We start from the raw sequence: 18,937 nt of genomic DNA on the forward strand, positions 1-18,937 counted from the left end.
TATTCCGTTGCACTGCATAAATTCACTCGAACCAACAGCAAAAGGATGCCACTGCAATCCCTAACTCAAAAAAGTTTCCAATAAAGTTTTATTAACTATAGTATGCAAAACGTCACTTCGAGTGATTTTTGAAGAATGAAAAAATAGTATCGAGAAGTCTTAAAACCCAACTTAAAATGATTGTACTTATAGCTCCTGAACAAGATATTCCGAATGAAATAAAAATATTGCATCAATTATTTGAAGCTGGTTTACAGTATTATCATTTTAGAAAACCGTTTAAAAACTATCAGGAACATGTTGCGTTTTTAAATCAAATAGATACAAAATATCACAACCGTATTGTAGTGCATTATTTTCACGAATTGATCAACGAATTTAATTTAAAAGGCATTCATTTTCAGGAACAAAAAAGACGCGATGTTTTAGAAAACGGCAAAGGCTATTTTAATAATTTGAATATGATAGGTAAAACAATGAGCAGTTCTTTTCATGAATTTCAAGAACTAGAAAATTGCGAAATCGAATTTGACTATTATTTATTAAGTCCGGTGTTTTCTTCTATTTCAAAACAAGGGTATGCAGGGCGCGGTTTTGATGTTACCAACAGTTCAAAAAAAATTATTGGAATGGGCGGAATCAACACTTCAACCATAAAAGATACGTTAAAATTAGGGTTTAAAGGCATTGGAGTTTTGGGTGGTGTTTGGAATAGTGAAAATTGTTTAGAGAGTTTTAAAAATATAAAACGTTGTTACGAGGAACAATAAAAAATATAACGTCATTACGAGGAGCGACAGCTACGTGGTAATCTTTTCAAATAAACGATTGCTTCGTTTCACTCGAAATGACAAATAAAAAAATGAAAAATAAAACATACATAGTAAGCATTGCCGGATTTGATCCTTCAAGCGGTGCAGGAATTACTTCAGACATAAAAACTTTTGAAGCACATGGCTTGTACGGTTTGTCTGTTTGTACCGCCGTAACAGTTCAAAATGACATTTCATTTAAAAATTGTGTTTGGATTGATGAAGCGATTATTGTACATCAAATTGAAACCTTGTTTGAGCGCTTTCCTATTTCAGTAGTAAAAATTGGCATCATTCAATCTTGGGAAACGTTGTTGGTTGTTGTTGACACATTGCTAGCTTTAAATCCAGACATAAAAATAATAGTTGATCCTATTTTAAAAGCCAGTGCAGGATTCGATTTTCATACGGCTTCAAACTTAAAAATATTGGAAAACGTATTGGAAAAATGTTATTTCATAACTCCAAATTACAATGAAATACAAGGCTTGTTTCCAACTAAAAATATTGAAGAAACCATTGAATTTATTTCAGAAAAAACAAATATTTATTTAAAAGGCGGGCATAGAAACGACACAAAAGGATTGGATGAAATTTACCATAGCGGTATTGTTCAAATCAATCTTCAACCAGGCGTTGAATCGGTATTTGAAAAGCACGGAAGCGGTTGTGTTTTAGCTGCGGCTTTAGCTTCAAACTTGGCAAAAGATATTGCTTTAGAAGATGCTTGTAGAAACGCAAAAAGGTACACCGAACAATTTTTAAATTCAACAGATTCCTTACTGGGAATTCATAATTACACAACAAATGATTGGTAAATTACAGTATATATCACAAGGTGCAACACCAAATGAGCATTTAGAAAATATTCAAAAAGCATGTGCATCTGGCGTAGCATGGGTGCAACTTCGCTTAAAAGATTTAGATGATGAAACGCTGTTAAAAACGGCCCAACAAGCCCGAGAAATAACAGCGCATTTTCAAACACGTTTAATTATAAACGATCATTACAAAATAGCAAAACAAGTAAAAGCCGACGGTGTTCATTTAGGAAAAACGGATAGCTGCCCATTAGAAGTCCGTGCCTATTTAGGAAAATCATACACCATTGGCGGAACCGCAAACACCTTACAAGATTGCAAACTTTTAGTCGGTAAAAAAGTGGATTATATAGGTTTAGGCCCTTTTAAATTTACAGAAACCAAAAAGAATTTAAGTCCGGTATTAGGTGTGTTAGGCTATCAATTAATCATAGAAGAATTAAAATCTGAGATTCCAGTTATTGCCATTGGAGGTATAAAGCTAAACGACATTCCAGAAATTATGGATACAGGTGTTTATGGTGTTGCAATGTCTAAAGAAATTACACAAAATTTTAATACAGTACACACCATTAGAAAAGCATTTGGCAGCCTAGACCAAGAACAAGTTTATAAATTAAATAAAGAGTAGTTACAAAACAAGATTATGAACGATATTTTAAAAATTGCAGATAAAGAGTTTCACTCAAGATTGTTTACAGGAACAGGAAAGTTTAGCTCTTCAGCAGTAATGAAACAAGCTTTATTGGCTTCAGAAAGTGAACTGATTACAGTTGCTTTAAAACGTGTAGATGTAAAAGATGAAAACGATGATATTTTAGTACATTTAAATCATCCCCGAATAAATTTATTACCAAACACATCAGGCGTAAGAAATTATAAAGAAGCTATTTTTGCAGCACAATTATCTAGAGAAGCATTAGAAACCAATTGGATTAAATTAGAAATTCATCCAGATCCAAAATACTTATTACCCGATCCTATAGAAACGTTAAAAGCTGCTGAAGAATTGGTTAAATTAGGTTTTGTTGTAATGCCGTACATTCATGCCGATCCTGTTTTATGCAAACGTTTAGAAGAAGTTGGTGCACAATGTGTAATGCCTTTAGGCGCGCCAATAGGCAGCAATAAAGGATTAAAAACGCAAGAATTTTTAGAAATTATTATAGATCAAAGTACGGTTCCTGTAATTGTTGATGCAGGTATTGGTGCGCCATCGCACGCTGCTTACGCAATGGAATTGGGTGCTGATGCCGTTTTGGTAAATACTGCCATTGCGGTGTCTAAAAATCCGGTTGCTATGGCCAACGCTTTTAAATTGGCTATTGAAGCTGGTAGAATGGCATACAATGCAAAATTAGCCCCTATTAAGCACCACGCTGAAGCAAGTAGTCCGCTAACTAGTTTTTTAAACGCATAATATGGCAAGTTTTAAAGACACATTTGATACTTATAATTGGGAGCAAACGCTTCAAGGTATTTTTGAGAAAACCGAAAGTGATGTTTTAAGGGCATTGGGAAATTCAAAACGTAATTTAGAAGATTTTAAAGCATTGATTTCTCCTGCTGCAAAACCTTATTTAGAGCAAATGGCTCAATTAAGTAGTGTGGTCACCAAAAAACGTTTTGGCAACACTATACAAATGTATGCACCTTTGTATTTAAGCAACGAATGCAACAATGTTTGTACGTATTGCGGATTTAGTGCTACCAATAAAATACCAAGAAGAACACTAACAAATGAGGAGATTTTAAAAGAAGTTTCGTTTTTAAAATCGAAGGGATACGATCATATTTTATTAGTTACAGGTGAAGCCAACAAAACAGTTGGAGTTGATTATATTGAAAATGCCATTCAACTTATTCGATCTCAATTTGCTAATATTTCTATTGAAGTTCAACCTTTATCTGAGAACGAATATTACCGTTTAACCGAAAGTGGTTTGTATGCTGTTTTGGTGTATCAGGAAACCTATCATCAAGAAGCCTATAAAAAACACCATCCCAAAGGAAAAAAATCGAACTTTTACCATCGTTTAGAAACACCTGATCGGCTAGGAAAAGCTGGTATCCATAAAATTGGTTTGGGTGCATTGTTTGGTTTAGAAGATTGGCGGGCAGATAGTTTTTTTACAGCATTGCATTTAAAATATTTGCAAAAAACCTACTGGAAAACAAAATATTCTATTTCTTTTCCAAGGTTACGACCACATTCAGGCGGCTTAGAACCTAAAGTTGAAATGACCGATGCTGATTTGGTACAGTTAATTTGTGCTTTTAGGTTGTTAGATGAAGATGTTGAATTGTCTATTTCAACCCGAGAAAATGAGCTGTTTCGTGATAATATTGTGCGTTTTGGCATTACGTCTATGAGTGCCGAATCTAAAACAAATCCGGGAGGTTATGTTGTGGAAGAGCAATCTTTAGAGCAATTTGAAATTTCTGACGAACGCAGTACTGAGGAAATTACCCAAATGTTAAAGGCCAATGCAATGGAAGTTGTTTGGAAAGATTGGGAAAACAATTGGCAGTAATCACAAACAACACACTTTAAAAGCAATGGCATTTTCAAAAGAAGAAAACAAACAATATAGCCGACATCTTATTTTAGATGAAATTGGTGCAATTGGACAAGAAAAATTAAAAGCTTCAAAAGTGTTGGTTATTGGCGCTGGTGGTTTAGGCTGTCCTGTTTTACAGTATTTAACCGCTGCAGGTGTAGGAACTATTGGTATTATAGATAATGACACGGTAGATCAATCCAATTTGCAACGTCAGATTTTATATACGCATAAAGATATTGGCAAGTTTAAAGCTGAGGTTGCTGCGAGTAGGTTGGCTGCATTAAATCCGTTTATAAATTTCAATGTGTATGTTGAAAAATTAACCAACCAAAATGCCCTAAATTTATTTAGTTGTTATGATATTATTGTTGATGGAAGTGATAATTTTCCAACACGTTACTTGGCAAATGATGCAGCTATTTTAACAAACAAACCACTTGTTTTTGGTTCTATCTTTAAGTTTGAAGGACAAGTGACTGTTTTTAATTACCATAACGGTCCAACCTACCGTTGTTTATACCCAAATCCGCCACAAGCTAATGCGGTTCCAAACTGTTCTGAAATTGGTGTTTTAGGTGTGTTACCAGGTATTATTGGCACTATTCAAGCCAATGAAGTGTTGAAAATAATTTGTGAGCTAGGAACCGTATTATCTGGAAAATTACTCACATTAAATGCATTGACAATGGTGCAATACAAGTTAAACTTCAAAAAAAACAATGCGATTAAAATTACTAGTTTAAAAAATGATTATCATTTTTCTTGTGGCGTTTCAAAAAAACATCAACAAGAAATCACATATAACGAATTACAAAATTCACCTGAAAATTACACCTTATTAGATGTTCGAAATAATTTGGAAAGAGAACATTATAATATTGGCGGTTTACATATCCCATTGCATGAATTAGAGAATAGATATGTTGAAATTCCAACAGATAAATCTATTGTAGTTTATTGCAAAGCAGGTGTTAGAAGTAAAATGGCTATTGAAATTTTAGAAGGTAAAAATCTAAAAACAACCTTCATAAATCTAAAAAACGGTATCAATTCAATTTAAAGAATAGTATTTCAACAAGTTTATACAACTAAAAAAGCCTGTTTCAACAATGAAACAGGCTTTTTATATATACTAAAAATTATTTTTTAGATAATACTTGCTTTTAAATATTCACGGTTCATACGTGCTATATTGTCTAATGAAATTCCTTTAGGACATTCAACTTCACAAGCTCCAGTATTGGTACAGTTACCAAAACCTTCAGCATCCATTTGTGCAACCATATTTCTAACACGATCAGCAGCTTCAACTTTACCTTGAGGTAATAATGCAAACTGAGATACTTTTGCAGAAACAAATAGCATAGCACTTGAGTTTTTACAACTAGCCACACAAGCTCCACAACCAATACAAGCTGCAGCATCCATAGATAAATCTGCATCTAATTTAGGAATTGGAATTGCATTTGCATCTTGTGTATTTCCTGAAGTGTTTACAGAAATGTAACCACCTGCTTGTTGAATACGCTCAAAAGCATTACGATCTACAATTAAATCTTTAATTACAGGAAACGCTTTTGCTCTCCAAGGCTCAATGTAAATAGTATCACCATCTTTAAAAGTTCTCATGTGTAACTGACAGGTAGTAATACCTCTGTCTGGACCGTGAGGTTCACCATTGATATGTAATGAACACATACCACAAATACCTTCTCTACAATCGTGATCAAAAGCTATTGGCTCTTCGTCTTTCTCAACTAAACTTTCGTTTAATATGTCCATCATTTCTAAGAAAGACATATGTTCTGAAATATCAGTTACTTTATATTCGACCATTTGACCTTTATCTTGAGGTCCTCTTTGTCTCCAAATTTTTAACGTTAAATTCATAATCTTTCTTATTTGTATGAACGAGTTTTTAATTCGATATCTTTAAATTCTAATTCTTCTTTATGTAAAATGGCTTCACTTGGTTTACCAGTGTATTCCCAAGCAGCAACATAAGCATAATTTTTATCATCACGCAATGCTTCACCATCTTCAGTAACATATTCTTCACGGAAATGACCTCCACAAGATTCGTTTCTGTTTAAGGCATCTTTCGCAAACAATTCACCTAACTCTAAGAAATCAGCTACTCTTCCAGCTTTTTCAAGCTCTGTATTCATTTCATTTAAATTTCCAGGAACTTTTACGTTTTTCCAGAAATCTTCACGAATTTCTTGAATCTCTTGAATTGCTTCTTTCAATCCTTTTTCATTACGCGCCATTCCAACTTTATTCCACATTACTAAACCTAGTTTTTTGTGGTAATAATCTACAGAATGTGTTCCTTTATTATTAACAAAGAATTCTAATTTCTCTTTAATTTCTTTTTCTGCTTCCACAAATTCAGGTGAATCAGTCGAAATTTTTCCTGTTCTAATGTCATCAGATAAGTAATCACCAATTGTATAAGGTAATACGAAATATCCATCAGCCAAACCTTGCATTAAAGCAGAAGCTCCTAAACGGTTAGCTCCGTGATCAGAGAAGTTTGCTTCACCAATACAGTATAAACCATCAACAGTTGTCATTAAATTATAATCAACCCAAACACCACCCATTGTATAGTGTGTTGCAGGGTAAATCATCATAGGTGTTTTGTATGGATTTTCATCAATAATTTTCTCATACATTTGGAATAAGTTACCATATTTGGCTTCAATAACTCCTTCACCTAATTTAATAATTTCTTCTTTTGAAGCATTTGTAAGTCCTTGTACTTTTGCTTTTTCACTTCCATAACGGAAAATTGCAGCAGCAAAATCTAAGTATACAGCTTCTCCTGTAGCATTTACTCCATAACCAGCGTCACAACGTTCTTTTGCTGCTCTTGATGCAACATCACGAGGTACTAAGTTACCAAATGCAGGATATCTTCTTTCTAAGTAATAATCTCTATTTTCTTCAGCAATTTCTGTAGGCTTTAATTTACCTTCTTGAATTGCTTTTGCATCTTCAATTTTAGCAGGCACCCAAATTCTACCATCATTACGTAATGATTCAGACATTAACGTTAATTTAGATTGGTAATCTCCTGAACGTGGAATACACGTTGGGTGAATTTGTGTAAAACAAGGGTTTGCAAAATATGCTCCTTTTTTATGAATTTTCCAAGCAGCAGTTGCATTAGATCCCATAGCGTTTGTTGATAAGAAATATACATTTCCATATCCACCAGTTGCAATTACAACAGCGTGAGCAGAATGACGCTCAATTTCACCTGTAATTAAATCACGTGCAATAATACCTCTTGCTTTTCCATCAATTTTAACAACGTCTAACATTTCGTGACGATTGAACATTTCAATCTTTCCACGAGCAATTTGACGGTTCATTGCTGAATAACATCCTAATAATAATTGTTGTCCTGTTTGCCCTTTAGCATAAAAAGTTCTTGAAACCAATACACCACCAAAAGAACGGTTGTCTAACAATCCACCATAATCACGTGCAAAAGGAACTCCTTGTGCCACACATTGGTCGATAATTGCTCCAGACACCTCAGCCAAACGGTGAACGTTTGCTTCACGTGAACGGTAATCACCACCTTTTACGGTATCATAAAATAAACGAAAGTTTGAATCACCATCGTTTTGATAATTTTTTGCTGCATTGATACCTCCTTGTGCCGCAATTGAATGCGCTCTACGTGGAGAATCTTGGTAAGCAAAAGCTTTTACGTTATATCCTAATTCTGCTAGCGAAGCCGCTGCAGAACCTCCTGCTAAACCTGTTCCAACAACAATAATATCTATATTACGTTTGTTAGCTGGGTTTACAAGGTCAATATTGTCTTTATAAGTTGTCCATTTATCTTTTATTGGACCTTCTGGTACTCTTGAATTTAAAGTCGTCATATTTCTTTAAGATTAATGGTTAAAATGGTGAAATAATGCAACAATAATAAATCCTAAAGGAATAACTACTGAATAGATAACGCCTAAAGTTTTTACACATTTTGTGTATTTATTATTGAAACCCATTGATTGAAATGCTGATTGAAAACCATGTGCTAAATGCAACCCTAACAATACAAACGCAACTACATAAGCAGCAACTCTCCAAACAGGAACAAATTTATGTTGTAATTCGGCAAAATAACGATAGCCTTCTTCGCCAGGTAAAACACCCGACATATCACCTAAGACATATTTGGTATTTAATTCTGGAATCCAGAAATCCAAAAAGTGTATTACAATAAATGCTAAAATAACAGCTCCAGATACAACCATGTTTCTAGACATCCAAGTTGAACTTGCTGCTCCGTTAAACTTAGCATACTTTACATTTCTCGCTCCTTTATTCCTTAGCTCTAATACAAACCCCATTACAAAGTGAAAAACAACACCAAAAATTAACACTGGTTGCATCGCAAACTGTATTACTGGATTCGTTCCCATAAAATGCGATGCCTCGTTAAAAGCATCTGCACTAAATAATGAAGTTAAATTAACTGCTAAATGAATAATTAAGAAAATGATAAGGAAGAGTGCTGATAATGCCATAGCTACTTTCCTTGCAATTGATGAAGATAAAAATCCGCTCATTTTTTAAATTTTTTTTTAGAGGCACAAAGATAACACTTTCATTTATTGTATTAAAAGATAAAATGACCCCTTTGCTTTATTTAGAATGATTATAAAATAATAATTTCATAAAAGTACTAAATTAGCAACAAATCACTATAACTTTAACATACTTCTCATGAAAAAAGTCTTTTTGTTGTGTATTTTATCTTTTTTATCTTTTCGAAAAAGATAGATTTTAAAAAAATTCTTGCAGTAATTCCAATTAAAACTGTTCCAAATTAATACGAAAACCTTTTAGTTATAATGAAACAAAAACCTAAACTGTTTTAAAAATCTATAAACTTAATCTAGCCGATTATTATACGTCTGTTTACCATTTTACACATTCTATCTATTTCTATTTTGTTAGAATATATTGATAGCTTCCGAAGAAAACCTATCAAACGACATTCTAAAATAATTAATATGTTTTGGTCATAGTTGATGGAACTACAATGATAAAATCGGCTTTTAATTTTTCTTCAGGATTGAATTTTTTAACAACATCTTGTTCAACTACACTTACAGTTACTACTTTCAAATTAGGTTCACTTTGTTTTAAATACCAATGTATTCCTTCGTAATTATCTGAATGATACGAACCGTTGTAATGCATAAATAATTTACCAGCCTCTCTGTTTTTCAAAATAAAATACCCCATAGTAGCATCTTTTACCGCTTGTGCTTTTGGTAAATTATCACCTCCATGACCGCCCATCATTGCTTTCATTTTAACATAACCAGGTAAAGTAGCATCGTATTTAATTGGTAAAGGAGCCAACCAAGATTTTTCTTCCACAGAAAGCGATTCTAAACTCTCAAAACCACCTCTAAAAACTTTACTAGCAAACCTTCTTGGAATATTGGAAGCGATAAATTTCATATTATTTTTCTTAGCAAAATCAACCAAAGGTTTGTAATCTGTTGTATAATTACTCCAAAGTCTTGCAACCGTATCAAACTCATTTTGATCAATTTCTTCGGCTAAATATTTATTTAACTGAATTTGATTATCAGCTTCGAACATTTCAGCCCCCAATATTAATTCGCTTCGTTTACTTAAATCTTTTGTAGCTTCAAATTGCAACCAATGCACAATAGGATTATTGTGATGTTCTCCAAATAAAACCACATTTGACTGACTCATTACTTTGATCATTTTTTTATAGGAAACCTGCTTTCCTTTGGCATTGTATAATTTGTAAGCAAGCTTATGTTGTGAAAAAACGACTGTTGAAAAACTAAGAACAAGTAGAGATACTATTAACTTTCGCATAAATAATATTAGATTAAAAAAGGGTTCATTACCAACAAATTTATAACTTTGTTCCTCAATAATACAATAAAATCTTCTGAATGAAACAAACAACTCATTTTTAACTTATTGAGCTTTATATTTCTTCATTATTTTATCCTATAAATTTATATACAATGAAATACCTTCCAATTAGCAATCAACTTTTCATTAAAAACAGGGCGAAATTTACAGCTCAAATGAAACCTAAATCTATTGCTGTTTTTAATTCTAACGACTTGTTTACAACGGGCGCCGATAGCACATTACCTTTTAAACAAAGTAGCGATTTATTATATTTAAGTGGTGCAGACCAAGAAGAAAGTATTTTGGTGCTTTTTCCTGATGCTATTGACCCAAATCATCGTGAAATTTTATTTGTAACTGAAACAAGTAAGCTTATTGAAATTTGGTATGGTGCAAAATATTCAAAAGAGGAAGCAACAGCTGTGTCAGGAATTAAAACTATTTATTGGTTATCAGACTTTAAAAAAATATTTTTTGATTTAATGACTGAAGCTGAAAGTGTTTATTTTAACACGAATGAACATTACCGCCAATCGGTTGAAATTGAAACTCGCGAAGATCGTTTTATCAAACAATGTAAAATAGATTTCCCTGCACATAAATGGGAAAAAAGCGGACAAATAATGCAACAAATTCGTGGTGTTAAAGAGCCTGAAGAAATTGAAATTATGCAAACTGCCTGTGACATCACTAATAAAGGTTTCCGAAGAGTATTACCTTTTATTAAACCAGGGGTGATGGAATTTGAAATTGAAGCCGAATATATGCACGAATTTTTAAGAAATCGTTCAAAAGGTTTTGCATATACTCCTATTATTGGATCTGGTTATAGTGCTTGTGTATTACATTATATTGAAAACAATAAGGAATGTAAAGACGGTGATATGTTATTGATGGATGTTGGTGCTGAATATGCTAATTACTCTAGTGACATGACCCGTACTATTCCTGTTAACGGTCGTTTTACTGAAAGACAAAGAGCTGTTTATGATGCCGTTTTAAGAGTTAAAAATGAAGCAACAAAAATGTTAGTCCCTGGAGCTTCATGGGCTGAATATCATAAAGAAGTTGGTAAAATTATGACTTCAGAATTAGTAGGTTTAGGCTTACTTGACAAAGCTGATGTTCAAAATGAAGACCCTAATTGGCCTGCTTATAAAAAATATTTTATGCACGGAACTTCTCACCATATGGGATTAGATACGCATGATTATGGTTCATTAAAAACACCTATGAAAGCAGGTATGGTTTTTACTGTTGAGCCTGGAATTTATATTCCTGAAGAAAATATGGGAATTAGAATTGAAGATGATGTTGTAATAAATCAATCGGGCGCACCGTTTAATTTAATGAGAGATATCCCTATTGAAGCAGACGAAATTGAAACTTTAATGAACGCTTAAAAGTCTTCGACAAGCTCAGACTGACATGGCATTTTTAAAACAAGAATAAATTAAAAAAGGCTCGGATAATTTATCCGAGCCTTTTTTAATTATGTTAAACCTCTTAGCTATTTTTTATATTGACACTCCTTCAAAAATATATTTATTTAAGTGCTGTAATGCAGAAATTTTGTCGTTCGTATTTACCAATAATGAAATATTATTATCGCTTCCTCCATAAGAAATCATACGAACATAAATATCCTGCAATACTTGAAACAAACGATGTGTATCATGATGTTTCACTACTGAATGCCCTACCAAACAAATAATACTTTGCTGATTGTCAACTTCAACTTTTGAGAATTTTTCTAACTCTTCAACAATAGCAGCTAAACTAGCATCATTATCAATAGTTAATGAAACTGCAATTTCAGAAGTGGTAATCATATCAATTGGCGTTTCATATTTCTCAAAAATTTCAAAAACTTTTTTCAAGAAACCGTGTGCTTGCAACATACGAGCCGATTTAATTTTAATGGCTGTAATACCATCTTTTGCAGCAATTGCTTTAATTCCTTCTCCTTCATAATCTTGAGAAATTAATGTTCCATAAGATGGTGGATCCATGGTGTTTTTTAAACGTACAGGAATGTTTGCTTCACGAGCCGGCATTACTGTTTGTGGATGTAAAATTTTAGCACCAAAATAAGCCAACTCAGCAGCCTCATCAAAACTCAAGTTTGAAATGGCATGAGTGTTTTCAACAAATCTAGGATCATTGTTATGCATTCCATCAATATCTGTCCAAATTTGAACCTCATCAGCTTCTATAACACCACCAATAATGGTCGCTGTATAATCACTTCCGCCTCGTTGTAAATTAGCAACATTTCCGTAAGCATCTAAACAAATAAAACCTTGGGTAATATAAATTTCGGCAGGTAATGTCTCATCAATAATACGTTGTAAATTTTGTTTGATATAAAAATCGTCTGGCTCATTTAACTTATCAATTCTCATAAAATCCAATGCCGGCAATAAACGTGCGTTTACACCTTCCTGATTTAAGAATTTAGTAAACATATAAGTCGACATTAATTCTCCTTGAGAAACAATTTTATTATATAAATGTTCTGAATGCTTTTCAGAAGTTAATGATTTTAAATAATCGAAAATTTGATCGATGTAATTACTTACTTCTTGTTTTAAGGCTGAAGTTTCAAATAAATCATCAATTACCGTATCATATTTAACTGATAAATCAGAAATGCTTTGTACAGCAGCTTCAATTTCACCTGCTTTTATTTGGTCAGAAATCGCTACCAATGCATTTGTAGTACCTGACATTGCTGAAAGCACCACTATTTTTTTATCACCATCGGTAATAATTTCTTTTACACTTTTTATGTTATCTATAGAACCTACTGAAGTACCTCCAAACTTTAAAACTTTCATTCTTTTTGCTTTTTTAGAATACAAATTTAAAATGTTTTTCAACTTATTGTATTTATTTAAAAATTATATACTAATTTTGCACAAACTGTTAACTATTTAACAATATGAGAACTATAGCAACCTGTGTTGAAGAAATTTTAGTTTCGCAACCTTTTTTAGAAGACGCATTAACGCGTAATATTTTAAATTATAGTGCGCTTTCAGAAGAATTGAGAGACCCCATTTCAAAAATGCTTCGTAAACCTGTAAAATCAGGAGCAATTATGATGGCTTTGAGACGCTATAGCCCACCAAAAGAAATGGGCAACAAAGTAAAACTAAACAAAGTACTTGAAAATTTAGGAGATATTACCGTACGATCAGATCTTTCTGACTACACGTATAAAAACTCTTCAAGTTTAGTACAAGCACATTTAAAAACGCTAGAAATAATCAAGGATGATCCGCATATTTTTTACACATTTACACGCGGTGTTCACGAAAGTAACATTCTAATTACCACAGGATTAACAAAACATATTGAAGAAAATTACAAAACTGAAATTTGTACTTCAGTCCAAGATCATTTATCTGCAATTACTATTGGTCTTCCGAAGGAAAATACCAAAATTGCCGGGTTGTATTATCAATTTTTTAAACGACTTGCTTGGGAAGGTATTGCCTTATATGAAGTGGTTTCAACAACCAACGAATTTACTATTTTAGTTGAAGACGATGTAGTTGACAAAGCTTTTTCAGCCATTAAAGGATTGAAAAATTAAGCACTTTTAATTTACTATTTATTGTATGTCTAGTTTTCTCACCTACAAGAATATCAACATCCATTATGAAGATAAAGGGCAAGGAAAATCTGTGGTATTGTTGCACGGTTTTTTAGAAAATAGCACTATGTGGAAGTCAATTTCAGAAGCACTTTCAAAAAAATATAGGGTTGTTTGTATTGATTTGTTAGGTCATGGTGAAACAGAAAATTTAGGATATATACATACTATGGAAGCGCAAGCTGAAATGGTAAAAGCAGTACTAAATCACTTAAAACTTAGAAAATATATTTTAATTGGTCATAGTATGGGTGGGTATATTGCCTTGGCATTTGCAAAGCTGTTTCCAGAAAATATGAAAGGAATTTCTTTAATGAATTCAACTGCTTTACCTGATAATGAAGAGAAAAAAACAAACAGAGACAGAGCCATAGTAGCTGTGAAACAAAACCATAAAACCTTTGTTAGAATAGCCATTCCAATGTTGTTTTCCGAAGGAAATAGAACCGTTTTTTCTTCAGAAATAACTACAATTACTAATGAGGCTTTAAAAATTTCACCACAAGGAATAATTGCAGCCTTAGAAGGTATGAAAATTAGAGAAGACTTAACTTCAATTTACAACTCAGCAACATTTCCAATTCAGTTAATTATTGGTAAACAAGATCCTGCATTGAATTACGCTTCGTTAGTTGCTCAAACAGAGAACACCAAGGTTGAAGTTGCAGAATTTCCTGACGGACATATGAGTCATTTTGAAAATACCAACGAGCTTATTTTCGCATTTCAAAAATTCATAAAAAATGCTTTTAAAAAATAAATTTTTAGCTGTTTGTAAATTCGTTTTAATTCTAATATTAACAATAGGATGTAATTCCAGTAATTTTGAGTTTAAAGAAGGCGACATACTTTTTCAAGATTTAGATAAAGACGCCATTGACAACGCCATTGAAAAAGTAACTAAAACAAATTTAGCGTATAATTTTACCCACGTTGGCATTGTAGTTAAACAACAGGATACCTTAAAAGTTTTAGAGGCAATTTCAACTGGAGTTCAATTGACTGATATTGAAGTTTTTTTAAATCGAAACCTGATTAAAGGCAAACCAAAAGTAGTTGTTGGAGAGTTAAAACCCGAATTTAAACCTATGCTAAGTAAAGCTATTGAACACGGAAAATCTTTAATTGGATTACCTTATGATGCTATTTATATAATTGGAGACAATAGCTATTATTGTTCAGAATTATTGTATGAAATGTTTCACTACTCAAACCCTAACAACATTCCTTTTAAGTTAAATCCAATGACTTTTAAAGATCCTAAAACCAATGAAACGCTAACGTTTTGGCTAAATTATTACGCCGAATTAAATCATGAAATTCCTGAAGGTGAACTCGGTTTAAATCCTAATGGAATGTCTGTTTCACCAAATATTGTGCTTGTTTATGATTTCTTAAAAAAAGAGCAATTAAGGTAATTTGCATCTTTAAAAATGTTGGCACATTTTTTGTTATATTTATGTCTTTAAAAATAGAATTATGAATAAATTATTTTTACTTTTATTAATGACTCTTTTTTTTGTGAGTCCATCCATAGCTCAAACTAAAAAGGAGCTAAAAGCAGCAAAAAAACAAGAAGAATATATTAGCACAAAAGAATTAATAAATTCTAAACAATACGAGTTTACTGGTGAATGGGCTACATCTAGCAAAGGAAGACGCATTAATTTAATGTCAAATCCTACTTATATGAAGATTGACAATACTACCGGCGATGGTTATTTACCATTTTTTGGTACTGGCTTTTCAGGATCTGCCTATAACGGCGGTGGAATTGAATTTAAAAACGAATTAGAAAATTACACCGTTACTTTTAATGATAAAAAACAGGAGGTTTCTATAAAATTTAAAGTAAAAGGTGAAAGCGACTATTATGATGTTATTGTTCGCGTTTTTGCAGGTGGAAACACTTCAATTACCATTACTAGTAATAACCGAAGTGTTATGAACTATTCTGGTAAAACAATAGCTTTAGAAAAAAAAGAAGCTAAATAAACTTATTGTTTTAATGAATTCCAACCTTGTGCAGTTAGTTTAATTTGTTGTCCTGCTCTGGTTACTAAATTGGCACCTAAACTTTCGTCGGTGATATGACCTATAACAGTTAAATGTGGATTTCCTTTAATTTTAGGAAAATCTTCTTGTGAAATAGTGAACAACAATTCATAATCTTCACCTCCACTTAATGCAATTGTAGTACTGTTTAATTCAAATTCTTCACAGGCTGAAATTACTTGTGGGTCTAATGGAATTTTTTCTTCGTACAAATTACATCCTACTTTTGATTGCGTACAAATATGTAAAATTTCAGAAGACAAACCATCAGAAATATCAATCATAGCTGTAGGTTTCACTTCTAAATCACTTAATAATTTTACCATATCCTTTCTCGCTTCAGGTTTTAACTGACGCTCAATTAAATAAGAATATTCCGATAAATCGGGCTGTGAATTTGGATTTACTTCAAACACTTGCTTTTCGCGCTCTAACACTTGCAACCCTAAATATGCCGCACCTAAATCGCCTGTAACAACTAACAAATCGTTAGGTTTTGCAGTATTTCTATACACTACATTTTCTTTTTCAACCTCGCCAATTGCGGTAATACTAATCACCAAACCTGTAACAGATGATGTTGTGTCACCACCAACCAAATCAATATTATACCCTTTACATGCCAAATAAATACCTTCATACAACTCTTCTACCGCTTCTAAAGGAAAACGATTTGAAATTGCAATAGACACTGTTATTTGTGAAGCTTTACCATTCATTGCATACACATCAGATAAATTAACCATTACCGCTTTATATCCTAAATGTTTTAATGGCATATAACTTAAATCAAAATGTACACCTTCAATTAACAAATCGGTAGTTACCAGTTGTTGCTTAGCATTGATAGCTAAAACAGCAGCATCATCTCCAACTCCTTTTACGGTTGAAGTATGCTTTATTTTAAAATTTTGAGTTAAATGGTCTATCAACTTAAATTCTCCTAATTCCGAAATACTAGTACGTGATTGGTTTTTATCTTCTATCATTTTGCAAAGATAATACGTTTCCTTTAAACATTTATATAAGTTACAACTATAGTACTATTAAATATATTCATATTAAAACCTATGTTAAAATGAATTTTTGTACTTATATTTGCGGTAATTTAGAATTAATCTATATAAGAAATTATGATAAAAGTATCAGACATAGCAAAAAAGAAGGTGGTAGAGCTGATGAAAGACGATGGTTTTAATCCTGAGGTAGATTTTGTAAGAGTTGGGGTTAAAAGCGGTGGATGCTCTGGACTTTCATATGATTTAAATTTCGACAAAGAAAACCAAGACGATGATAAGGTATTTGAAGACAATGGTGTAAAAATTATTGTAGATAAAAAAAGCTTTTTATACCTAGTAGGAACTACGTTAGAATATTCTGGAGGATTGAATGGTACCGGATTTGTTTTTAACAACCCTAACGCTACAAGAACTTGTGGCTGTGGAGAATCATTTTCATTATAAATTAAGATCGAAACATCTTAATTAGCACAATAATAGGTTAAAATGCTATTGTTTTTTATTGAAAATAATTAAGGATATTTCTTAACTATTACCTATTTTTATTAATTATTTTAAGAAAGCGTAAAATTGATTGAACTATTTCATCATTAAACATTCAATCATTAAATAAAATTTATGAACAAATTTACTGAAGACGATTTAAAAAAAGAACTCGAAACCAAAGAGTACGAGTACGGATTTTATACTGATATTGAAGCTGATAAATTTCCTGTAGGTTTAAGTGAAGAAGTTGTAATTGCAATTTCTAAAAAGAAAAACGAACCAGATTGGATGACCCTATGGCGTTTAGAAGCCTTTAAGGTTTGGAAAGAAATGAAAGAGCCAGACTGGGCAAATGTGAATTATGAAAAACCTGATTTTCAAGGAATAAGTTATTACTCCGCACCAGTTCAAAAAAAACAATTAGATAGCTTAGACCAAGTTGACCCAGAATTATTAAAAACTTTTGAAAAACTAGGTATCTCAATTGATGAGCAAAAGCGTTTATCAAATGTGGCAGTTGATATTGTTATTGACTCTGTTTCAGTGGCAACTACTTTCAAAAAAACATTGAATGAAAAAGGCATAATTTTTATGCCAATTTCAGAAGCAATTCAAGAACACCCTGAATTGGTAAAAAAATATTTAGGAACAATTGTTCCAACTACCGATAACTTTTATGCAGCTTTAAATTCAGCCGTGTTTTCTGATGGATCTTTCTGTTACATTCCAAAAGGCGTTACTTGCCCTATGGAACTTTCAACCTATTTTAGAATTAATGAAGGTGGTACAGGACAATTTGAGCGTACGCTCGTAATTGCTGATGAAGGAAGTTTTGTGAGTTATTTAGAAGGTTGTACTGCTCCTGCTCGTGATGAAAATCAATTACACGCTGCCGTTGTAGAATTAATTGCTTTAGATGACGCTGAAATAAAATATTCAACGGTACAAAACTGGTTCCCTGGAGATGCTGAAGGAAAAGGTGGAGTCTACAATTTTGTAACCAAACGTGGTTTGTGCGAAAAGAATGCAAAAATTTCTTGGACACAAGTTGAAACTGGTAGTGCAGTAACTTGGAAATACCCAAGTTGTATTTTAAAAGGAGATAACTCTGTTGGTGAATTTTACTCAATAGCAGTAACTAACAATTTTCAACAAGCAGATACAGGTACCAAAATGATTCACTTAGGTAAAAATACCAAAAGTACCATTATTTCAAAAGGTGTATCGGCTGGGCATTCACAAAACTCTTATCGAGGTTTGGTTCAAATTGGACCAAGAGCAACAAACGCTCGTAACTTCTCACAATGTGATTCATTATTAATGGGAGATTTATGTGGAGCTCATACGTTTCCATATATTGAAGTAAAAAACAAAACTGCTCAAATTGAACACGAAGCAACTACAAGTAAAATTGGTGAAGACCAACTATTTTATTGTAATCAACGTGGTATAAATACTGAAAAAGCAATTGCATTAATTGTAAATGGGTTTAGTAAAGAAGTACTAAATAAATTACCAATGGAATTTGCTGTTGAAGCACAAAAATTATTAGAAATTAGTTTAGAAGGATCCGTAGGATAAAAAA

General features: G+C 32.5%; 19 protein-coding genes. 13 read left to right on the plus strand and 6 right to left on the minus strand.

From position 1 onward, the window contains the following. Positions 1-176: 176 nt before the first annotated feature. From CHB67_RS10510 to moeB, 6 genes are all read left to right on the plus strand, one after another. Positions 177-770, plus strand: a complete 594-nt coding sequence (locus tag CHB67_RS10510; protein ID WP_089381732.1) for a thiamine phosphate synthase — start codon at positions 177-179, stop codon at positions 768-770. A gap of 92 nt (positions 771-862) precedes the next feature. Further along, positions 863-1,630, plus strand: coding sequence for a bifunctional hydroxymethylpyrimidine kinase/phosphomethylpyrimidine kinase (locus CHB67_RS10515; protein ID WP_089381762.1), 768 nt, complete (start codon positions 863-865; stop codon positions 1,628-1,630). Further along, positions 1,620-2,264: a thiamine phosphate synthase gene (gene thiE / locus CHB67_RS10520; protein ID WP_089381733.1), complete on the plus strand. Its 645-nt coding sequence runs from the start codon at positions 1,620-1,622 to the stop codon at positions 2,262-2,264. Before CHB67_RS10515 ends, thiE begins: the two co-directional genes overlap by 11 nt. 15 nt (positions 2,265-2,279) lie before the next feature. Then, positions 2,280-3,053 carry a thiazole synthase gene (locus CHB67_RS10525; protein WP_089381734.1) on the plus strand — a complete coding sequence of 258 codons (774 nt, stop codon included), beginning with the start codon at positions 2,280-2,282 and terminating at the stop codon, positions 3,051-3,053. Position 3,054: 1 nt separating this feature from the next. Further along, positions 3,055-4,167: a 2-iminoacetate synthase ThiH gene (gene thiH, locus CHB67_RS10530; RefSeq protein ID WP_089381735.1), complete on the plus strand. Its 1,113-nt coding sequence runs from the start codon at positions 3,055-3,057 to the stop codon at positions 4,165-4,167. Positions 4,168-4,192: 25 nt separating this feature from the next. Beyond that, positions 4,193-5,257: a molybdopterin-synthase adenylyltransferase MoeB gene (moeB, locus tag CHB67_RS10535; protein WP_089381763.1), complete on the plus strand. Its 1,065-nt coding sequence runs from the start codon at positions 4,193-4,195 to the stop codon at positions 5,255-5,257. A gap of 86 nt (positions 5,258-5,343) precedes the next feature. Here the strand turns inward: moeB and CHB67_RS10540 are convergent, their stop codons facing one another. The 4 genes from CHB67_RS10540 to CHB67_RS10555 form a co-directional block, all read right to left on the minus strand. Next, positions 5,344-6,087, minus strand: a complete 744-nt coding sequence (locus CHB67_RS10540) for a succinate dehydrogenase/fumarate reductase iron-sulfur subunit (protein ID WP_089381736.1) — start codon at positions 6,085-6,087, stop codon at positions 5,344-5,346. Positions 6,088-6,095: 8 nt separating this feature from the next. Continuing rightward, the gene (locus tag CHB67_RS10545; RefSeq protein WP_089381737.1) at positions 6,096-8,099 is read right to left on the minus strand and encodes a fumarate reductase/succinate dehydrogenase flavoprotein subunit; all 2,004 of its coding nucleotides are present in this window, start codon (positions 8,097-8,099) and stop codon (positions 6,096-6,098) included. Positions 8,100-8,111: 12 nt separating this feature from the next. Continuing rightward, positions 8,112-8,789, minus strand: coding sequence for a succinate dehydrogenase cytochrome b subunit (locus CHB67_RS10550; RefSeq protein ID WP_089381738.1), 678 nt, complete (start codon positions 8,787-8,789; stop codon positions 8,112-8,114). A gap of 442 nt (positions 8,790-9,231) precedes the next feature. Beyond that, a complete protein-coding gene (locus CHB67_RS10555; protein WP_089381739.1) occupies positions 9,232-10,086 on the minus strand; it encodes a ChaN family lipoprotein in 855 nt (284 codons plus the stop codon). 155 nt (positions 10,087-10,241) lie between these two features. On the opposite strand from CHB67_RS10555, the gene CHB67_RS10560 reads away from it, so the two are divergent. Beyond that, positions 10,242-11,534, plus strand: a complete 1,293-nt coding sequence (locus tag CHB67_RS10560) for an aminopeptidase P N-terminal domain-containing protein (RefSeq protein ID WP_089381740.1) — start codon at positions 10,242-10,244, stop codon at positions 11,532-11,534. 114 nt (positions 11,535-11,648) lie between these two features. On the opposite strand, the gene CHB67_RS10565 is transcribed toward CHB67_RS10560, so the two are convergent. Further along, a complete protein-coding gene (locus tag CHB67_RS10565; RefSeq protein WP_089381764.1) occupies positions 11,649-12,971 on the minus strand; it encodes an aspartate kinase in 1,323 nt (440 codons plus the stop codon). A 104-nt stretch (positions 12,972-13,075) separates the two neighbouring features. On the opposite strand from CHB67_RS10565, the gene CHB67_RS10570 reads away from it, so the two are divergent. The 4 genes from CHB67_RS10570 (at position 13,076) to CHB67_RS10585 (ending at position 15,787) form a co-directional block, all read left to right on the plus strand. After that, entirely contained in the window at positions 13,076-13,732 is a 657-nt protein-coding gene (locus tag CHB67_RS10570) for a hypothetical protein (RefSeq protein ID WP_089381741.1), read from the plus strand. Between the two features lie 25 nt (positions 13,733-13,757). Next, positions 13,758-14,552: an alpha/beta fold hydrolase gene (locus CHB67_RS10575; RefSeq protein ID WP_089381742.1), complete on the plus strand. Its 795-nt coding sequence runs from the start codon at positions 13,758-13,760 to the stop codon at positions 14,550-14,552. Next, positions 14,536-15,210, plus strand: coding sequence for a YiiX/YebB-like N1pC/P60 family cysteine hydrolase (locus tag CHB67_RS10580; protein WP_089381743.1), 675 nt, complete (start codon positions 14,536-14,538; stop codon positions 15,208-15,210). Before CHB67_RS10575 ends, CHB67_RS10580 begins: the two co-directional genes overlap by 17 nt. A gap of 61 nt (positions 15,211-15,271) precedes the next feature. After that, the gene (locus tag CHB67_RS10585; RefSeq protein ID WP_089381744.1) at positions 15,272-15,787 is read left to right on the plus strand and encodes a DUF4251 domain-containing protein; all 516 of its coding nucleotides are present in this window, start codon (positions 15,272-15,274) and stop codon (positions 15,785-15,787) included. Between the two features lie 2 nt (positions 15,788-15,789). Here the strand turns inward: CHB67_RS10585 and thiL are convergent, their stop codons facing one another. Beyond that, positions 15,790-16,836 carry a thiamine-phosphate kinase gene (gene thiL, locus CHB67_RS10590; protein WP_089381745.1) on the minus strand — a complete coding sequence of 349 codons (1,047 nt, stop codon included), beginning with the start codon at positions 16,834-16,836 and terminating at the stop codon, positions 15,790-15,792. Positions 16,837-16,980: 144 nt separating this feature from the next. On the opposite strand from thiL, the gene CHB67_RS10595 reads away from it, so the two are divergent. Beyond that, entirely contained in the window at positions 16,981-17,310 is a 330-nt protein-coding gene (locus CHB67_RS10595; RefSeq protein ID WP_089381746.1) for a HesB/IscA family protein, read from the plus strand. Between the two features lie 174 nt (positions 17,311-17,484). Beyond that, on the plus strand, positions 17,485-18,933 hold the full coding sequence (sufB, locus tag CHB67_RS10600) for a Fe-S cluster assembly protein SufB (RefSeq protein ID WP_089381747.1): 1,449 nt from the start codon (positions 17,485-17,487) through the stop codon (positions 18,931-18,933). The last annotated feature ends 4 nt before the right edge of the window (positions 18,934-18,937 follow it).

This window comes from Lutibacter agarilyticus, assembly GCF_900188235.1.
In the GTDB taxonomy this organism is placed as follows: domain Bacteria; phylum Bacteroidota; class Bacteroidia; order Flavobacteriales; family Flavobacteriaceae; genus Lutibacter; species Lutibacter agarilyticus.

Bases quoted from the DNA above. Each gene is read 5' to 3' on its own strand.
- CHB67_RS10510 (WP_089381732.1), top strand. From the start codon at position 177: ATGATTGTACTTATAGCTCCTGAACAAGATATTCCGAATGAAATAAAA.
- CHB67_RS10515 (WP_089381762.1), top strand. From the start codon at position 863: ATGAAAAATAAAACATACATAGTAAGCATTGCCGGATTTGATCCTTCA.
- thiE (WP_089381733.1), top strand. From the start codon at position 1,620: ATGATTGGTAAATTACAGTATATATCACAAGGTGCAACACCAAATGAG.
- CHB67_RS10525 (WP_089381734.1), top strand. From the start codon at position 2,280: ATGAACGATATTTTAAAAATTGCAGATAAAGAGTTTCACTCAAGATTG.
- thiH (WP_089381735.1), top strand. From the start codon at position 3,055: ATGGCAAGTTTTAAAGACACATTTGATACTTATAATTGGGAGCAAACG.
- moeB (WP_089381763.1), top strand. From the start codon at position 4,193: ATGGCATTTTCAAAAGAAGAAAACAAACAATATAGCCGACATCTTATT.
- CHB67_RS10540 (WP_089381736.1), bottom strand. From the start codon at position 6,087: ATGAATTTAACGTTAAAAATTTGGAGACAAAGAGGACCTCAAGATAAA.
- CHB67_RS10545 (WP_089381737.1), bottom strand. From the start codon at position 8,099: ATGACGACTTTAAATTCAAGAGTACCAGAAGGTCCAATAAAAGATAAA.
- CHB67_RS10550 (WP_089381738.1), bottom strand. From the start codon at position 8,789: ATGAGCGGATTTTTATCTTCATCAATTGCAAGGAAAGTAGCTATGGCA.
- CHB67_RS10555 (WP_089381739.1), bottom strand. From the start codon at position 10,086: ATGCGAAAGTTAATAGTATCTCTACTTGTTCTTAGTTTTTCAACAGTC.
- CHB67_RS10560 (WP_089381740.1), top strand. From the start codon at position 10,242: ATGAAATACCTTCCAATTAGCAATCAACTTTTCATTAAAAACAGGGCG.
- CHB67_RS10565 (WP_089381764.1), bottom strand. From the start codon at position 12,971: ATGAAAGTTTTAAAGTTTGGAGGTACTTCAGTAGGTTCTATAGATAAC.
- CHB67_RS10570 (WP_089381741.1), top strand. From the start codon at position 13,076: ATGAGAACTATAGCAACCTGTGTTGAAGAAATTTTAGTTTCGCAACCT.
- CHB67_RS10575 (WP_089381742.1), top strand. From the start codon at position 13,758: ATGTCTAGTTTTCTCACCTACAAGAATATCAACATCCATTATGAAGAT.
- CHB67_RS10580 (WP_089381743.1), top strand. From the start codon at position 14,536: ATGCTTTTAAAAAATAAATTTTTAGCTGTTTGTAAATTCGTTTTAATT.
- CHB67_RS10585 (WP_089381744.1), top strand. From the start codon at position 15,272: ATGAATAAATTATTTTTACTTTTATTAATGACTCTTTTTTTTGTGAGT.
- thiL (WP_089381745.1), bottom strand. From the start codon at position 16,836: ATGATAGAAGATAAAAACCAATCACGTACTAGTATTTCGGAATTAGGA.
- CHB67_RS10595 (WP_089381746.1), top strand. From the start codon at position 16,981: ATGATAAAAGTATCAGACATAGCAAAAAAGAAGGTGGTAGAGCTGATG.
- sufB (WP_089381747.1), top strand. From the start codon at position 17,485: ATGAACAAATTTACTGAAGACGATTTAAAAAAAGAACTCGAAACCAAA.